Annotated in this window: 15 protein-coding genes; all 15 read right to left on the bottom strand. The window is 50.8% G+C overall.

Annotated features, from left to right (window positions below; all coding sequences use genetic code 11):
- Positions 1 to 6: 6 nt before the first annotated feature.
- Positions 7 to 918: an AraC family transcriptional regulator gene (locus tag NLX78_RS15490; RefSeq protein ID WP_254350896.1), complete on the bottom strand. Its 912-nt coding sequence runs from the start codon at positions 916 to 918 to the stop codon at positions 7 to 9.
- 91 nt (positions 919 to 1,009) lie between these two features.
- The gene (locus tag NLX78_RS15485) at positions 1,010 to 1,726 is read right to left on the bottom strand and encodes a TetR/AcrR family transcriptional regulator (protein ID WP_254350895.1); all 717 of its coding nucleotides are present in this window, start codon (positions 1,724 to 1,726) and stop codon (positions 1,010 to 1,012) included.
- Positions 1,719 to 2,918: an MFS transporter gene (locus NLX78_RS15480; RefSeq protein ID WP_254350894.1), complete on the bottom strand. Its 1,200-nt coding sequence runs from the start codon at positions 2,916 to 2,918 to the stop codon at positions 1,719 to 1,721. The genes NLX78_RS15485 and NLX78_RS15480 overlap by 8 nt, the downstream gene beginning before the upstream one ends.
- A 106-nt stretch (positions 2,919 to 3,024) precedes the next feature.
- Positions 3,025 to 3,681, bottom strand: coding sequence for a DJ-1/PfpI family protein (locus tag NLX78_RS15475; protein ID WP_254350893.1), 657 nt, complete (start codon positions 3,679 to 3,681; stop codon positions 3,025 to 3,027).
- 189 nt (positions 3,682 to 3,870) lie between these two features.
- Positions 3,871 to 5,709: an ABC transporter ATP-binding protein gene (locus tag NLX78_RS15470; protein ID WP_254350892.1), complete on the bottom strand. Its 1,839-nt coding sequence runs from the start codon at positions 5,707 to 5,709 to the stop codon at positions 3,871 to 3,873.
- Positions 5,702 to 7,426, bottom strand: a complete 1,725-nt coding sequence (locus NLX78_RS15465; protein WP_254350988.1) for an ABC transporter ATP-binding protein — start codon at positions 7,424 to 7,426, stop codon at positions 5,702 to 5,704. The genes NLX78_RS15470 and NLX78_RS15465 overlap by 8 nt, the downstream gene beginning before the upstream one ends.
- A gap of 244 nt (positions 7,427 to 7,670) precedes the next feature.
- Entirely contained in the window at positions 7,671 to 8,807 is a 1,137-nt protein-coding gene (locus tag NLX78_RS15460) for a homocitrate synthase/isopropylmalate synthase family protein (protein WP_254350891.1), read from the bottom strand.
- Positions 8,785 to 9,549 carry a HesA/MoeB/ThiF family protein gene (locus NLX78_RS15455; protein ID WP_069291238.1) on the bottom strand — a complete coding sequence of 255 codons (765 nt, stop codon included), beginning with the start codon at positions 9,547 to 9,549 and terminating at the stop codon, positions 8,785 to 8,787. The genes NLX78_RS15460 and NLX78_RS15455 overlap by 23 nt, the downstream gene beginning before the upstream one ends.
- A gap of 103 nt (positions 9,550 to 9,652) precedes the next feature.
- Positions 9,653 to 10,093 (bottom strand): NifB/NifX family molybdenum-iron cluster-binding protein, encoded by a 441-nt coding sequence (locus tag NLX78_RS15450; protein ID WP_254350890.1) that lies wholly within the window; start codon positions 10,091 to 10,093, stop codon positions 9,653 to 9,655.
- Positions 10,039 to 11,346 carry a nitrogenase iron-molybdenum cofactor biosynthesis protein NifN gene (gene nifN / locus NLX78_RS15445; RefSeq protein WP_254350889.1) on the bottom strand — a complete coding sequence of 436 codons (1,308 nt, stop codon included), beginning with the start codon at positions 11,344 to 11,346 and terminating at the stop codon, positions 10,039 to 10,041. Before nifN ends, NLX78_RS15450 begins: the two co-directional genes overlap by 55 nt.
- Complete coding sequence (nifE, locus tag NLX78_RS15440; RefSeq protein ID WP_254350888.1) at positions 11,336 to 12,697, bottom strand: nitrogenase iron-molybdenum cofactor biosynthesis protein NifE; 1,362 nt, start codon at positions 12,695 to 12,697, stop codon at positions 11,336 to 11,338. The genes nifN and nifE overlap by 11 nt, the downstream gene beginning before the upstream one ends.
- A gap of 79 nt (positions 12,698 to 12,776) precedes the next feature.
- Entirely contained in the window at positions 12,777 to 14,306 is a 1,530-nt protein-coding gene (nifK, locus tag NLX78_RS15435) for a nitrogenase molybdenum-iron protein subunit beta (RefSeq protein ID WP_254350887.1), read from the bottom strand.
- The gene (gene nifD / locus NLX78_RS15430; RefSeq protein WP_254350886.1) at positions 14,303 to 15,751 is read right to left on the bottom strand and encodes a nitrogenase molybdenum-iron protein alpha chain; all 1,449 of its coding nucleotides are present in this window, start codon (positions 15,749 to 15,751) and stop codon (positions 14,303 to 14,305) included. The genes nifK and nifD overlap by 4 nt, the downstream gene beginning before the upstream one ends.
- A gap of 88 nt (positions 15,752 to 15,839) precedes the next feature.
- Positions 15,840 to 16,706, bottom strand: a complete 867-nt coding sequence (gene nifH / locus NLX78_RS15425) for a nitrogenase iron protein (RefSeq protein ID WP_061831012.1) — start codon at positions 16,704 to 16,706, stop codon at positions 15,840 to 15,842.
- Between the two features lie 6 nt (positions 16,707 to 16,712).
- Positions 16,713 to 18,212, bottom strand: a complete 1,500-nt coding sequence (gene nifB, locus NLX78_RS15420) for a nitrogenase cofactor biosynthesis protein NifB (protein WP_254350885.1) — start codon at positions 18,210 to 18,212, stop codon at positions 16,713 to 16,715.
- Between the last annotated feature and the right edge of the window lie 189 nt (positions 18,213 to 18,401).

Below are 18,401 nucleotides of genomic sequence, written 5' to 3'. Positions count from 1 at the left end.
TTATTATCAGCTCCCATCCTCCTCCGCATAGTTCCTCACATTGCGCTCCACAGCTGAGCGGTATTCTACAGGGGTTTGGCCTGTGTGCTTTTTGAACAACATATGAAAATATTGCCTGCTGGCCACGCCTACATAATCGGAAATTTCTTGAATGGGAATGTCCGTTTGCTGAAGAAGCATACGGGCCTTGTCCATTCGCAGCATCGTTAAATACGCGGTAAGCGTTTGCCCAGTATGTTTTTTGAAAATACGGTGCAAATAACCTGGGTGCAGATTCACGGCTGCCGCCATGTCCTTAACCACAATATCTCGGTCATAGTTTAGATGGAGAAATTCAATGCATCGTTTGATGTACATATCCGTTTGCTGCGTGTTGCTGCGCTCTGCCTCTTCCCGTAGACGTGCAATTCGTACTAGCAATTGCATAAAAAGCATCTCGGCCATTGCACCCGGCTGTTCTTTGCGTTGGTCCAGCTCCAGCACGAGACTTTTCAGCGCATAATATACCTCTTCCGGGTCCGATAGTACCAAATACGGGAACGGACGTGACATGAGAGTCGTGACCTCCTGCTCCTCTGCTGCCATTTGTCGGATAGACGGTCCTACTCTCACTCCCTCCGAAAAACCAAACTCTACATTTAGCATCCGGCACGGTTGTTCTCCCTCCACCACCAGTCGATGCGGTACACCTGCGTCTAGCATAATAAACTCGCCTTTACGCAGCGTGATGCTTTCTTCCACATTTTCTCCCGTTTGTACATCTACCCTGCAAAAGCCGGAAATCATGTACATAATTTCGGTAGAATGATGATCGTGGTAAGACATGGTATAGTCATGCCATTGCTTGTAATAGTAAGCAAAAAAACGGGGAATATAATCCCCGTCACGCAGCCGTGGCTCAAACAGACTTCCGTTCATCCCCGCACCTCCACAAAATAGATAAGGCTAACACGACAACGTATCTGCAACCGCTCTATTTTCACAGTTTAACAGACTGAGCCAGGTACTTCTATTTCACTCCATCGGACGATCTGGAATCCTTTGGATTACGGCAGGGGACTCCTGCCTGAAAGGTTGGGGATTTATCACTTTCTGGACTTAAATACTGAATCAACATTCCCACAAATCGGTTAGCAATTTGTATATCATCAAGTTCGTTATTCCAATCGTCCCTGGACGTCAGACTCATTTTCTGGAGTATACCCATCATAGACGTGAAGATAAAATGAGCGGTCTTTAAGGGTTCCGTGTCAGACTTCAATGATCCATCTTGGAATCCAGCTTCCAGAGCATCCATCAGGAAATGTCGTTCCTTTCCCCTGCTAACAAAATTTTTGTACTGTTCTTTGAGTTCTTGATTTGAATCATAAGCTTCGTAATGCAGATCGAATAAAAGAATAAACTTAATGTATTCTGGATGTTGCCAAGCGTAATCAATCCATGCATCAAGCATCGAAGTAAGCATCTCCTTACCACTCATTTCGGCTGAAGGTGCCCTTCTAACAAATTCGGTCATGCTCTCCAGGATTTCCATCTGAACCTCAAAGATCAGTTCGTTCATGGACTGAAAGTGCTTATAGAATGTGACCCGGCTTACACCAGCCACGTTGCATACATCCTTAACATTAACTTTGAGAAAGCTTTGCTTCATAAAAAGTTCCTTCGCAGCAGCAATGAGCTCTTCCCGATTTTTGTTTTTCAAATTCTGGTGCCAGTTCTCAGTCATTAGCAACCATCCGTTTCTCATTTTTTGGTTTTTGTAAGGTTAAGAAAAGGGCAGATGCAAGAATAAGTGCACCAAAAATATAAGGAATATGAATGTGCTTGTCAAACAACAAACCCGCTAAAATAGGCCCCAATATATTGCCTAGGCTAGTATACGTCGTATTCAATCCGGCGGCATATCCTTGACGATCACCAGCTGAGTTCGCGATCATTGTACTTACGGTTGGCCTTAGGAAGGCATTAAAAGCAAAAAACAGTGCCGATACCACCAGCAGATAACCTAAATTGATCTTAATTATCATTAACAGTAAAGCGACGGCTGTCATGATCAAAGAGAGACGTATTAGCTTCATCTCTCCAAGTCTCTTGATGAGATAATCGAGCAGCCATATCTGCACAACGATGCCTATAATTGCACCAACCGTAATGATCATTGAGATTTTAGTGGCATCAAAACCGTATTTTCGTTCTACAAAAAGAGCATACACTGTTTCGTAATTCATCAAACCTAATGTCATGATCAGAATGAGGAGGAGATAGCGAAAATAGGATGTCCGAAATGAATTTAGGATTTGGTTGCGAATTGGCTCCCGGCGGACCCATTGGCTAGCGGGTTTTCGTTTTTCCTTGGGTAGTGTCTCTGGCATATACAAGCTAAGCAACGTAGCTACAAGTCCAAGTCCACCAGCAAAAAAATAGGGCACCCTGATACCAAACTCAGCGATCATACCGCCTAACCCCGGACCAAGCACCATACCTAAATTCATGGAGGCACCCAAGTATCCCATTCCTTTAGCACGGGTTTCAGAAGTGGTAATGTCAGCGACGTAGGCCATATTGGAAGGAACCATTAGTCCAATACCTATCCCCCCGATAAATCGGGCGATATATAGAAGAGGCAATGTCGTAGAAACAGCAAACATGAGATCCGAGATGACGGTTAAAAACAGCCCCGTTATGATCATGGATTTTCGACCCCATCTATCCGAAAGCTGCCCACCTAGGGGCGAAAAAATAAACTGTGCTGCTCCAAAAGCGGCAATAAGATACCCCGCAGCAGCTCCTGCCGCATTAAATTGTTTCAAATATTCAGGCAGAATGGGAATCACCATACCTTGACCCAATAAAGCAATAAACAAATTCAGCATCAGAATGAAAAGTGGAAATGTAGCAGACTTAGGTAAGCTGCTCATGTTTGTAACCCCCTCCAACCATTTACACTATGTAACCCTTTACTATGTGTAAACTATACTAGTTGAAATAGGGGCCCTTGTAAATAAAAATACAAACCTATTAAGCCTAGCTATTGGGCTCCTGTTTTGCAAACTCCTGTAACATGCCTCTTATTTGTTCTACCAATTTAGCAGGAGCTTTCTTGGGTGAACCCGTGTCAAACGGAGGCTGAGGATCGTATTCCAAAATCAGCTGGACTCCTTTACTCATGTCTTCTCCCAATTCCCAAGCTATTAACTGGAGTGCCATATCAATACCAGAGGAGACACCGGCTGCTGTAACCATTTTGCCCTGACGAACCACTCTCTCATCTGTTGGAATGGCTCCAAGAGATTGGAGCAGGCCTAAGGAACCCCAATGACTGGTGGCTACGGTTCCATTTAACAAGCCTGCTGCGCTCAAAATCAAAGAGCCGTTACAAACCGACGTGGTCCATTTCGTAGTTTCATGTATTTGGCGAATCCAATTTAACGTTTCTTCGTCATTCATTGGGGTTTTATAATTTGGCGGACTGCATCCAGGAACAACAAGAATATCAGCTGAAATAACTTCAGAAAAACTGTAATCGGCATGCAAATAACCCATATTTGAGTCCAGCTTGATTAACCCTTTTTGCTTAGCGACAAACTTCACTTCACATTTCAGTGTAGCAGCAAACACATCGTATGGACCTATTGCATCTAACGCTGTAATTCCATCGAAAAGCATGATTGCGATTTGCATGATGCTCTCTCTCCTTTGAAGTGGGATTTTATTCTTGCACACCCATACTAACATACATATACGGGGTATAGGTATATTTGATGATGTAAACCTTTAATAGTACGTACCTGTAAAAAGGCATACTTAAAAAGGACCACCCCGGGGTAGTCCTTTTTAAGTATACCTGCAAAGCTGTTAATCGCGAGCCGCTTAAGAGCTTTGCTTTCTCAACTGACCATAATATAAATCACTGTAAAAGCCTTTGTGAGCCAGCAGTTCATCATGAGAACCCTGCTCCTCCAGACGGCCATCCTTCAAGACCAGAATCCGGTCAGCCTGACGAATGGTATTCAGCCGATGCGCGATGACGAAACTTGTTCGACCCTGCATAAGCCGCTCCAGTCCTTCTTGTATCTTCATCTCTGTAATGGTGTCAATGCTGCTGGTTGCCTCGTCGAGTACAAGGATAGAAGGGTTGGCCAAAATAGCACGGGCAATAGCCAGCAGCTGTTTTTGCCCTTGACTGATGCCGCTGCCGTTCACTTCCAGCACCTTGTCGTATCCGTCCTTCATCCGCATGATAAAGGAATGGGCGTTGGCCAGTTTCGATGCTTGTTCAACCTCCTCATCGGTGGCGTCCAGTCTGCCGAAGCGGATATTTTCACGAATCGTCCCCTGAAACAGGAAGGAGTCCTGTAGCACAAATGCCATGCGGGAACGCAAGCTTTCACGCCGGATGGTAATAATATCGCGCCCGTCCAGCGTAATCGTTCCCTTGTCGGGGCTATAGAATCTGGAAAGGAGCTGGATCAGTGTCGTTTTCCCTGCCCCGGTCGGGCCGACTAGTGCGATCATTTCACCAGGTTTGGCTTCAAAGGAAATACCTTCCAGCGTAGCGCTTCCCTCATCATAACCGAAGGAAACATTCGTAAACCGCACCGCCCCCTCTACATGCCCTACTTCCACTGCGCCGCGTTCATCCTTGGACTCTTCATCTTCATCCAATATTTCAAATACACGCTCAGCTCCGGCAATGGCAGACAGCAGGGTGTTCCACTGGTTAGCCAAATCGTTCAGCGGTCTGGTGAACTGGCGGGCATATTCTACGAATACAATAATTGTACCTATAGTAATGGAGCCGCGAATGGCCAAAATCCCACCGATCCCCGCTACAATAGCAAAGCTGAGATTATTCAGTCCGTTCATCAGCTTCGGTATGAAGCCTGAAATCGTTTGGGCCCAGAAGCCCGACAGCCGAATACGGTCATTACGCTCGCCAAAACCATGGATGACTCTCTTTTCCTGCGAAAATGCTTTAATAATCTGCTGCCCGGACAGCGTTTCTTCGATGTATCCGTTCAGTTCGCCCACATTCTTCTGGCGTTCCTTATATAAGGGCCCGGTACGACGTGTGATCCAGCGCATCCCGGCAGCCATTAACGGCACCACGATAAAGGTCAGCAGGGTCATCAGCGGGCTTAACCACAGCATCACCGTGAGTGTACCGATTAGCGTCAATATGCTCGAAAAAATCTGAATGGCGGAGCTGTTCAGCGTAGAACTGACATTTTCGATATCATTGGTCAAACGGCTCATGATCTCTCCCTGCTGACGTTTGCCGTAGAAAGGAATCGGTAGTCGATGCAAATGTGAAAACAGATCGAAACGCATGCGGTACACCGTCTCTTGGGCAATCTCGATCATCCAGATATTTTGCAGCCAGGAGGTCAGCGAGTTGAGCAGATATACAGTTCCTAATCCGATAAGAAAATAAATCCACGTGCGTCCACCTGGACCTTCGAGAAAATCATCCACCGCTACGCCGACCAGATATGGACCCAGCAGAGCTAGCCCGGAGCTGAGCAGGACCATGAACAGTACCAGCATCAGTTTGGCCTTACGGCGAGCCAGATAAGCCCATATCCGTCCTAAGGTGCCAAACCAGTTCTTCGCTTTGGCCTTGTGGCGTCCTTCAGCTCCCGCTGGATTTCGCAGCACACCGGACGGCGGTGTAGGCTGACGGAACGGTTCAATGAGTTCCTTAAACATGCGACTCCTCCTTTCCATATTGTGATTCATAGATGCGCCGATACAGATCCGAGCTACCCATGAGATGCTCATGGCTTCCACTTGCCATCAGGCGACCCTCATCCAGCAATAAAATCTGATTTGCCGATGCGGTCGAGCTGATCTTCTGCGTAATGAGAAATGTCGTGCAGGACAGACCATCGAGTGCATTCAGTAGTGCTGCTTCTGTCCCTACATCCAGCGCACTTGTGCTGTCGTCCAAAATCAGCACTGCCGGCTGGCGCACCAGTGCGCGGGCAATCGAAAGCCGCTGTTTCTGTCCGCCAGACAGATTGACGCCACGTTGCCCGAGCATCGTGTCATAGCCTTGCGGCAAGCGTTCAATCATATTATGGATTTGCGCCATGCGTGCGGCTTCCTGAATTTGCTCCAGGCTGGCATTCTCCAGCCCCCAAGCAATATTATCCCGAATCGAGCCGGTGAATAGCAGCACCTCCTGAGGGACATAGCCAATCGCCTCTCGTAATATGGACGCATCCAGTTCACGAGCGTCCTTTCCGTCAAAGCGCACATGACCTTCATCTTCTTCATACAGACGTGTAATCAACTGCACAAGTGAGGATTTTCCCGAGCCAGTGGCCCCCATAATAGCTATCCGCTCGCCCTGTCGCGCTCTAAAAGAGATATCCTTTAGTACAGCCAAATCACTGCCCGGATAATGAAAGCTCACCCGGTCCATTTCCACCTGTCCCTTAATCCGTGTATGATGTGTTGAAACAGACTCCATCTCTGACCCATCTTCATTAGATGTGTCCAATATCTCTCGAATCCGCCCGGTAGATGCAGTAGCTCGGGAAAATACAACAACGATACCTGATAAGGCAGACAAGGCTCCTATCGTCCGCAGTGAATAATTGACGACTGCGACCACCTGTCCTACACTGGCATCCCCAGTGGAAATTTGGCCGCGTCCAAACCAAAGTACTGCAATAATCCCTGCATTCATCGTAAACAAAATGAACGGCATCGTCGTTTCTGTCCAGCGTAGAGCGGACACCGTCCCTTTCATCAATTCGCCTCCGTAATGGGCAAAACGTTCGATTTCATGCCGCATCCGCACAAAAACCCGGATGAGTCGGATGCCTGTCAGATTCTCCTGAATCACTCCGTTAACGTCATCCAGGCGACGCTGGACACCCTTAAATAAAGTGACCGTTCGCCGCATCATCACCAGCACAAACACGAACAGCACCGGGGCCATAACCGCCAATAGCAGCCCAAGCCTGAAATGTACAACCAGTGCCATCACAATACTGCCGATGACTACAAGCGGAACCCGTGTCATAAACCGCAGGCTCATAAACACCGTATCCTGTACTTGCGTGACATCCCCAGTCAGACGCGTAATCAGCGACGAAGTGGCAAAACGTTTAAACACAGGATACGAAAAAGATTGCACTTTACGGTACAACTTTTCCCGCAAATCATAGCCGAAGCCTTGACTTGCATGTGAAGCAAAAAAAGAGCTGGATATCCCCGCCATAAAAGCGATAACGGCACTCCCCACCAGTACACTGCCCCATAACCAGACGACGGACAAATCCTGCTGTCGGATGCCCTCATCAATGATTTTAGAGATCAAATATGGCTGCGATAGCTCTACCGTCAATTCCAGCAACATCATCACGAGCGCTGCGATGGCTGGAACCCGATATTTTTTTAGAAAAGAAAACATCATTCCCACAAGCATTCCTCCAATTGCCCATAGCCGTCCTTCCAGATCAGCGTGTCATGGTTATAAGATTCGAACCTGTCTGCTGTAAAACCATATATACGCACTTTATACAGCACTATATTTTATTATACCCTTCTGAACGGCTTCGTTTAACCAGCAAATTGGAGACTCCGGTTGTGAAATTAAAAGATATACAAGAAAGCGTTCCAGTCACGGTCACACTTACCGGACGGGAACGCCTTTTCGGTTATTTCGGCAGCTCTGCCGGATAATACTGCAGCCAGCGCCTTAAATCCGCGCTATGGATGACACGCTTGGGATCTTCACCGACTAGGCGAAGTCGCTCCAGCACAAACTTGATTTCACCGGAGCCCGCCTCGATTCCTTCCTGCTCCAGCATATATTGAACTGCACTTCTGCCCGAATGCTTGCCGAGTACGAACGAATGGTCAGTGCCCAGCTCGGTTGGATCAAGGGTCTGATAGGCGGCACGCTCCTTTAGCAGACCGTTGATATGTATGCCGGATTCATGGGCGAATACCATGTCTCCCACAATTGGCTTGCCTTCAGGAATGATTCGGTTGGAGGCTTTGGACACCAGTGCAGCCAGCGGGTTCAGCAGTTCGGGACGGACGCCGCAGGTTCCTTGATATAGATCCCTCCACGACATCACCACCTCCTCCAGCGCCGTATTGCCTGCCCTTTCCCCAAGGCCCGACACTGTGGTACTGGCCCAGACAGCTCCCGCCTGCAAAGCTGCCAAAGTATTGGCAAGCGCCAGACCATAATCATTATGACAGTGAATCTCAAGCTCCACATCCTGCGGCACGCGCGATACAAGCCTGTCTATACGGGCAGCTATCGCAGCGGGATGATGAACAGACAGCGTATCGGCATATCTGAAGCGCCGGATGCCATCCCTGTAGAGCTGATTCGCCAACTGCTCAAGGAACAGGTCATCTGCCCTTGAAGCATCCTCAAAGCCTACGGAAACAATCAATCCTTTACACTGACCGTAATCGACAGACTTGCGGATCAGCTCTGTCACCTGCTCAGGATTCATACCCAGCTTGGACTTCATCTGCACCGTCGACACGGGAACCGAAATATGGGCCCAGCCGACGCCTGTCGATTCAGTTGCATCAATATCCGTGAACACCGCGCGATTCCAGGTCATTAGCTTCATCTGAAGTCCGAGAGCAGCAATCCTGGCAATAGACCTGCACTCCGCCTTTCCCATTGCCGGAATTCCGATCTCAGCCTGCTCCACCCCCGCCGAGTCCAGCATGATGGCAATTTCAGTTTTCTCCTCGGCCGAAAAGGCAACGCCCGGAGCCTGTTCTCCGTCACGAAGTGTCGTATCACAAATATGCAACTGACTCATCTATATCCCCTCCCGTTCCGCAGCAAGGACAACGCGGGTTGCGTTTGACCGCTATGGTGCAGCTGCTCATATCCAGCACATTCATACGGTACATACGGTCAGTGAACAAATTGCCCGCATCTGTAATCCATTTGACCGCTTCCAGTGCAGCCATACAGCCAATCAAACCCGATGTAGCTCCCAGAACCGGGAATCCCAGAGGCTCCCAAGGCTGTCCGCCTTCCGGGTAGAGACATTCCAGGCATGCCGTCCTACCGGGATCAATGGTCATCAATGATACTTCATAGGCGTACATGGCCGCTTCTATCATCGGTCTGCCATGTCGAACACATAGTCTGTTCAGCGCATATCTTTCCGGAAAGTCATACCGTGCATCAATCACGATATCCGCCGCTTCTACCCATGGTCCAGAGGATTCTTCCGTGATTCTGTGGGCGTGGCCCTCAAGCTCGGTCTCCGGATTGATACGCTGTAAATGCTGCAATGCCGTCTCCATCCGTTCCTCCCCGATTCGTCTGCTGTCCATCAGCACCTGACGGTTCATATCGGGCAGATGGATTACGCCCTCATGGGCCAATATCAGCTTCCCCACTCCAGCAGCGGCCAGGTACATGGCCGCTGTCCCTCCCAATCCTCCGATGCCTGCGACCATAACAGTAGCTTGCTTTAGCCTGTTCTGACCTCCCACTCCCAGCAGCTTCAACTGGCGTCCGTATCTACCGTCTTCCAGCAGCTGTACCATTCGTCCACCCCTCCATGTGCGGCTCCCGCCTTTAAGATATTCGGTCCGCAGGATCTTGACACCATATCTGGTTGTTCTTCGGTTGCTCTTCCTTACTGAAGGCTCATGATTCGGCTTTGCCGCTGCCCTCCTCAGCGTGCAGGATTTTGGCAAGCCACATGGGCGGATTGCGAGCCAGCATATTCTGGAGACGCTGGATCTGCTCCTCAATGGTGCTGCCGAAGGCCACCTTCACAGGCATAATGGTCCGTTTGGTAACCTGTGCGGCGGCCGAAGCGCCGATCTGTACCAGAAAGATCAAGGCACAATCCTCGATCAGGCCAATTCGGCTGGCGATCTTGCCCGCCTCGTTCTCATCGCTCCCCAGGGCTATCCGCCGATGCTCCAGGAACTGGACGCCTGAGTGCCGGATTTCGAATACAGTGAACATGGGACTCTGTCCAAAATGAGCATTCACAAGCACACCGTCTTCCGTCGCAAATGCAACCTTCATCCTCCCCTCCCCCTCTCGGCAAGTAATACATTGCCCACCTTGTTCACCCATTCCATGGTTCCACGGTATCCGACGCTTACAGATGTGTGGGCGCCCAGCTCGTCATACACCGGCAAGCCTGCCGGCACGAATGAGGCGCCAGCCCGTGCCGCTCCCTTTCTTCCATGCGAATTGCTGATCCACAAATCAACGCCCTGCGCGCTCTCCTCTGCATCATCCAGATCACCGATCCAGACTTCCCGTTCTGTCTTTTGCAGTGCAGGCGTGCTGCAGGGTGTAATTAGCCGCTTCAGTTCCACTCCCATCTCCTCCAGCCAGGCTGCGGTCGACAGCATATGATCCGGTTCTAGCGCCACTACAGCCGAAGCCCCGGAATAATAGAAATGGGCATCCAGCATGCTGTCCAACAGATTTTCACGCTGCCAGCGGAAGCGAACAGGGGCTGGCTCGCGGCTGATTTTCTGCAGAAAATGTATGAACGCATCGCTCGCGGCCAAGCCAGACAGACCCGTGAACAAGTGGTAGGGAATGCCTGCGGCATGAGTCAGCCTGCGCGCCGGACGCTCCATGCTCGCGCCAATGGCAATGGTGCAGGAAGACTCCAGCATCTGGCAGGCTGAATCCAGCGGAGTCCCCCCTCTCGTCAAAGGGGAAAAACCTGTCAGCAGATGACCGGACAAGGAAGTGGAGATATCGGGGAGTGTAATAACCTCCAGGCCGAAGGAAGCAATAATATCCTTGATTTCCATGACATCTCCGGCAGTCAGATAAGAAGCCGGCAGCAGATTGACCTGCGTCCGGCGCTGTTTTTTGGGGGACTTGCCTCCGGCTAACCCGAGTACGGCATCCATTAGCGACTCTACTGTACTGCTGTAGCCCGTCTCCAGAGAACCGTGAAAATCAGGCAGCGATACAGAAAACAGCAGACTGTCCTTCAATGCCCATTCTCGCTTGAACGCCTTTACCCTAGACTGAAAATCAACGCCTGCCACCTCAGTGAGGGCCGTGCTGATAACGCCGATGACATCTGGATGGTGTTTGGACCAGATATGATCCAGCGCCTCCTCCAGATTCCGGTCTGCATCAAATATAACGTCCATCTCTTGCAGCGCAGAGGTCTGAACGGCAATCGGCTCTCGAAAATGGCGAGTCAGCAGCGCCTTGGAGAAGGCCGAGCAGCCCTGAGCGCCGTGCAGCAAAGGCATTGAGCGATACATCCCCTGCAGAGCCAGCACGCCACCCAAAGGCTGTCCTACCTTGAGCGGGTTGACACTGACAGGCTTCGTGGCGGATTTAATCGGCAAATTCCGTCTCCTCCTCCCATGGAGCCAATTTGGCGGTCAGTTCCCATACCGGATGCTGTAGCGTATGCACAAGCTGTTTCGCCAGAGATAACAGCCCGTCATAGCCCGCATAGGCTTTGTGCCGTTCTTGATTGATGTCCACAAAAGGAATTTGTTCCTTCAGCGCCATATACATGTTCCGGCCCCCGGCAATGACCATGTCTGCCTTGCGGCTCCGTACGGTCTTGAGAATCTGCCGGGCGCCGCCTTCCGGGATGTATTCCGCATCATCTCCGATACGGTCAGCAATCCGGGATACATCCTCGGCAGTGCTTTTGTTCGTGCCTACACCAACCACCTTAATGCCCAGCTCCTGCAAAGCCGTAATGACAGACCAGCTCTTTACACCCCCGGTATAGAGCACTGCCCGCTTTCCTTTCAGTTGCTTGCGGTAGGGCTCCAGCTCCAGCGATAGCCTCATTTCCTCCCGTGCGGTCAGCTTATCCACCCGTCGCTCCACATCACGATCTCCGGTCAGGTAAGCCATCTGTCGCAAGGAATAACTCGTCTCCTTTGCTCCATAAAATGAACCTTCAAAATAAGGAATGCCGTATTTACGCTCCATTTGGACTGCCAGACCCAGCAAAGCACGGCTGCATACGACCATATTGGCCTTGGCACGATGCGCCCATCCCACCTCACGGAACCGACCGTCTCCGGTAATTCGGGACAGGATACTCATTCCCGCCTGCTGCATCAGCCGCTCGATATGCCACATCTCGCCGGCAATATTGTATTCCCCAATGAGATTGATATCATGGGAGGTTGTCTGTTCCGGCTCGGTGCTGCCGATAATATGCTGGAACAGCACGTCTCCGGCCAGCCGGGTCCCGAGATTCTTGCTGCCCACAAATCCCGGGCTGTTCACCGGAATGATCGGCGTTCCCAGCTGCTCTGATTCAGCCTTGCAAACTCCCTCGATATCTTCACCCGTGAGGGCTGTGACGCATGTGGTATAGACGAATACAGCGGGAGGAGCAAAGCGGCTGACAATGTAGCGGATCGATTCATGCAGCTTTTGTTCACTACCAAAAATGATGTCCTGTTCTCCAAGATCAGTAGTGAAGCCATACGCCGACAGCTCCGGGCCGCTGGACAGGCTACCTCTGCTCTCCCAGCTATTGCCGAGACACGCAATCGGCCCGTGCACCAGATGAGCCGCATCTGCAATGGGGATCAGTGTAATCTGGGCCCCGTCAAAGGAGCAGCCACCCGAAGCCTCCCCCGGCACTGGCCGGGGACAGGGCGTGCTTTTGGGAATTTTGTTGCCGCAGGATACCTCCAGCCTTCCGTTAGACACAGCAGGCTCCATCCGAACCCCCCCTTATTTCAGATAGAATCCATTGAAATCACAAGCCAAGTTGTCAACTTCCATCTACGCGATACAGCAATTAGCGCACTAGATCAAAGCTATGATCTGGAGCCTGCTCCTCCATAACATCCAGTATGGTATTCACGAATTGGGTAAGCAGATTCAGTGCACCCTGGTAGCCGATAATCGGATAACGATGCAGATGATGCCTGTCGAAGATCGGAAAGCCCACACGGAGCAATGGAATTTTCGCTTCTTTCGCCGCGAACTTCAGGTGGGAGCTACCAATAGCCAGGTCTACTGGGTCCTGGAACAGCAGCGAACGCATATGCCACAAATCCTGACCGGAATGAACCGTGGCTTCTGCACCGTAAGGGCTGGACTTCAGCAGAAGCTCTGCTTCCTTCTCAAATTTCCGGTCCCCATTGGAGCAAACAATATGCACCGGCTCCATTCCCAGCTCCAGACAAAAGCCAATCAGGCCGATGAGCATATCCGGGTCTCCCGCCATAGCCACTCGTTTGCCGTGCAGATAAGCATGCGAATCCATCATGGCATCCACAATTCGGGCGCGCTCCTGCTTCAATGCCTCGGGAATTTCTCTTCCAGACAGGCGGCTAATCTCCTCAAGCAACCGATCTGTAGCCCGGATGCCCAGAGGTGTGGAGATGGAGGACACCTGCTGCCCCCAGGTTTGCTTCATATAACCTAATGTTTTACGAAGAGAGTACTGCTGGATCGCCAACGTGCCTGCAGCATCTGCGGCCTTGGGCACATCCTCAAGCGGCGTTCCCCCGTAATAGTAGCTGTACTCTCCAGTAGCCCCTGAATCAAAATTACTGCTGTGGTCACCCAGAATGGTATACGTAGCGCCGAACATCCCCAGCAAGCGCCGCATTTCCGCAAAATTGCCTGTATACCCGTCAAACCCGAGCAGTACATTCAGCTTCAATTCATGACCAGGCTGCGGCGTCTGGCCTGACTTGTTATACAGCGTCTCCAGCACAGAGCGCAGCATCGCGTCATAGCCTGTAATATGTGAACCGGAGAAGCTGGGGGTATTGGCAAAAGGAACCGGCATATCCTCGGGAAGGGCTCCCTCCTGACGGGCATTGGCCAGGAAGGCAGACAGATCATCCCCGATCACCTCTGCCATACAGGTCGTGCATACCGCAATCATCTCCGGCTGATACAAGGCAATGCAGTTCTCTATACCGTCAATGAGGTTGCGCATGCCGCCGAATACGGCGGCATCCTCGGTCATCGAGGTGGAGACGGCAGGAACAGGCTCTTTGAAATGGCGGGCAAGATGGCTGCGGAAATAAGCCGTACAGCCCTGTGAGCCATGAATGAACGGGAGCGTTTTTTCGAAGCCCAGCGCAGCCATGACCGCTCCCAGCGGCTGACAAGCCTTGGCCGGGTTCACAACTACGGCTGTACGAGCGAAATTCTTATCCTTGTATTCCTTGGTCTTGGTATACTCCAGGGTGGCGGTAACCTCCTCTGGCGAGCAAGGGGCCTCAAAGGCCCGTTTCTCCTCACGCTGGCGCACATATTTATCCTGCCGAAACAACTGATTGTGATCGACAATGTTCAGACGCTCGCTCATACCGACACCTCCGCAATCTGCCGTGATGGCAGCAGGCTCCATACTGGACTGTTTATGGTCATATCCATATCACGCGCAAAAATCTTGAAGCCGTCAAAACCATGATAAGGCCCGCTGTAATCCCACGAGTGCATTTGACGGAAGGGAATGCCCATTTTGTGATACACGTATTTCTCCTTGACTCCGGCGCCCATTAAGTCAATATTCAGCCGCTGGGCCAATTCTTCCAGTTCATATGCCGTTGGATCATCGTACAAAACAGTGCCTTCCTTTACATCGGGAAACGTCTTTTCGTAATCATCCTTATGGGCAAATTCATAGCCTGTAGCCACAATTTCCATACCCAGATCCTCATAGGCACCAATGGTATGCCTTGCCCGCAGTCCGCCAATCAGAAGCATCACCTTTTTGCCTTCCAGACGTGGGCGGTATTTACGGATAACCGCCTCCATCTGCGGCATATATTGGGCGATAACCTGCTCACATTTTTCCTGAATCGTCTCGTCAAAGCGGGCAGCAATCGCTCTGAGGCTCTCCATTGTCTTGGTCGGGCCAAAGAAGTTATATTCCATCCAGGGAATTCCGTATTCCTGCTCCATCGTTGTGCACATATAATTCATGGAACGATGACAATGGATCAGATTGAGCTTGGATTTATGGGCAATTCCCAGCTCATTGATCGTACCGTCACCCGACCACTGCGCTATGACCCGCAGTCCCATTTCCTCCAGCAAAATGCGCGAGGCCCAGGCATCACCGCCGATATTGTAGTCCCCAATAATGGAGACATCATAAGGCCCGCACTCCTTTAGCTCCCGGCGCCCCATCAGAAAATCGCGGATAGCATCATTAGCAATGTGATGCCCCAGAGACTGACTCACTCCGCGAAAACCCTCACAGCGTACAGGAATGACCGGAATGCCCAGCTCCTCTGTCATCTTTTTGGCCACAGCCCCGATATCATCACCAATCAGTCCGACCGGACATTCAGATTGTACGGAGATGCCTTTGGCCAGCGGGAACATCTCCTTAATTTCCCTGCAGATCACCTCCAGCTTCTTATCTCCGCCGAACACGATATCCTTTTCCTGAAAATTGCTGGTAATCTGCATGGCGGTAAAATTATCGATGCCCAATACCCCATTCGCATAATTGCGTCGGGTACCCCAACTGTATTGTCCGCAGCCGATGGGACCATGGCTAATGTGCACCATGTCTTTAATCGGGCCCCATACCACACCCTTGGAGCCTGCATAAGCACAGCCCCTTGCTGTCATAACGCCGGGCCGTGATTTCATGTTGGACTTAATGGAACAGGTTCCGCAGTTCACAAGTTCCTCATCCGCGATCTCAAAATGCTTGGTCCGGTCCTTCTTGGCCTTCTTGGGATATACCTCCAGTATCTCCTCTACGATCTGCTTTCCCTTATCCACAATACTGCTCATTTGGCCTATTCCTCCCTCCTGCGAGCTGTGCATTCAGCTCCCCCCACCATCACACGATGATTCCGTCATTAAGCCTTCTGGCTACAGCCTACTGCCCAGACGCCTCAGCTTTGTTAATTGCGGTTTCTTCATCCTCAATAATGCCGAATTCCATCAATAGCTCCTCTAGCTCTTCCATGGAAATAGGAGTAGGAACCGTCAGCATATCGTTATTCAAAATCTTACCTGCCAGCTCTTCATACTCCGCAGCCTGCTTATGTTCCGGGTTATATTGGGTAACAGTCATACGGCGCAGCTCAGCGTGCTGCACAACATTGTCACGCGGCAAAAAGTGGATCATCTGCGTGTTCAGTCTTCTTGCAAGCTCTGTAATCAATTCCGCTTCCAGGTCCGTATTCCGGCTGTTGCAGATTAAGCCGCCCAAACGCACCCCGCCGCTGTTGGCATACTTCAATATTCCGCGCGCAATATTGTTGGCAGCGTACATAGCCATCATCTCGCCTGAGCATACAATGTAGATTTCCTGCGCCTTCTTCTCCCGGATCGGCATGGCGAAGCCCCCGCACACGACGTCCCCTAGTACATCGTAGGAAACAAAATCCAGCCCTTCGTAGGCCCCCTCTTCCTCCAGAAAATTAATGGCTGTGATGATGCCGCGTCCTGCACAGCCGACACCAGGCTCTGGCCCGCCGCATTCCACGTTCAGAATGTCACCGAAGCCCTTCTGGACAACATCCTCCAGCTCCAAATCCTCTACCGTGCCCCTTTCAGCAGCCAGATGTAGCACGGTCTGTTGGGCCTTCGTATTCAGAATAAGACGGGTGGAGTCTGCCTTGGGATCACAGCCTACGATCATAATTTTTTGTTTGAATTTGGTCGCGAGCTGGGCCAGTGTATTCTGCGAGGTTGTCGATTTGCCGATACCGCCTTTACCGTAAAACGCAATTTGTCTCATATTTTCTCAGCCTCCAAAATGTTCAATGGGTAAATCCGAATGATTGCCCTTAACTCCCTTATTGCGCTTACTTCCCTTATTGCTCTGCACAGGATACATATAACGCAGAAATTTTACATACTCCAGAACGGATTCCTCAATATCCTCGCCGCATACAATAGGTAGCACGCCAGCTTCCTGCAATGCCTCTTTGGGGGCTTCGCCTATGCCGGACGACAGCAGCAATGCACAGTCATGCACCATGGAAAGGATCTCCTTCATCGTCTCGACCTTGTCTCCATTGCAATCGGCTTTCCCATGGCAGTAGGATTGCACCTTACGAATGCCTATGAAATTTACAATAGTCCCGTCGCTTTCATAGATCATGAATTCCTTGGCACGACCGAAATGCTGATTCACCTTCCCTCCGCCACGACTGGCCACAGCGATTAGGACTGGCTTTGAGGTAAAGCTTGCTTCAGGCTTATCCTCCGATAACGGGCAGCTACATCCAAACCCGGTTGACGGTTGTTTGTGGTGCGATTGTCCCTCCTTGCGTTCCATTCTCACTCTCACCTTCTCATCCAGTTCTTTCTGAAATTGTGCCCTTGCCTCTTCATCCATGGGAGGAGCAGCCGCAATGTTCTCCCATGTAAAATCCTGATTGCGATCCTCGCCCAGCAGTCCAATCGCATCCGCCCTGCACTGACGGCAATGGCGCATAATGACAGCTCCCGCCTCAGCACATTGCTCCTGCAGCTGCCGGACCAGACGGGGACGGGGGGCCCGCATCCCTTCCTGCTCATACCGACTGCCGGGTGCGATGATGAGCGGCATAATGTTGTGCAGTACCGCGCCGTGCTCCTTGACCACCCTGGCTACCTCTGGCAGATGGGCATCATTGACTTCTGGAATCAGCACCGAGTTCACCTTGCACAATACGCCTCTCGAAGCCAGCATCTTCAAGCCTGCCAGCTGGCGATCAATCAACAGCCGCGCGGCCTCCTCTCCTGCATAGCGTTTTCCTTCATCGTAGACCCATCCATAAATGCGGCTCCCCACCACTGGATCTACAGCATTGATCGTGATCGTGACATGCGAAATACCCAACTCTACAATCCTGTCGATATGCCTGATCAAGGTAAGGCCATTCGTGCTGAGACAGAATATGACATCCTTAACTGTCTCACGGACCCGGCGGAAGGTATCGAAGGTTGCCTCCGCATTGGCCAGCGGATCTCCAGGTCCCGCAATGCCGACAACGGACAGTTGCATCAGCTGTGCCGCTACGCCATAGGTCTTGCTCGCCGCCTGCTCCGGCGTGAGCAGTTCACTAACAACGCCGGGACGGCTTTCATTGACGCAATCGAATTTGCGGTTGCAATAATGGCACTGAATATTGCATGCCGGGGCTACTGGAAGATGAATGCGCGCAAAATAGCGATGTGCCTCTTCGTTATAACAGGGATGTCGTCTGAGGGTGTCCAATGCTAAGGGGGTTTCCGAGAGATCAGCTAAAGAGTCCATTCATTCCCTCCTCTCTACGTTATATTCCCTTACACAATTCTCTGTTTTTGTCTGGAATATAATTACATCTTAGAGACAGGGACAAATACAGTCAATTCGCTTCTCCATGAAATCCCTGATATTTATCCTCATTTCACATATGTGTCAAATTTTACGTCAAGTAATATATCATACCCTTTACATGTGCGC

Origin of the sequence: Paenibacillus sp. Lou8.1 (assembly GCF_024213565.1) — a bacterium.
Classification (GTDB): domain Bacteria; phylum Bacillota; class Bacilli; order Paenibacillales; family Paenibacillaceae; genus Paenibacillus; species Paenibacillus polymyxa_B.
The sequence above is the reverse complement of the archived record's forward strand: the minus strand, read 5'-3'. Positions and strand labels throughout refer to the sequence as shown.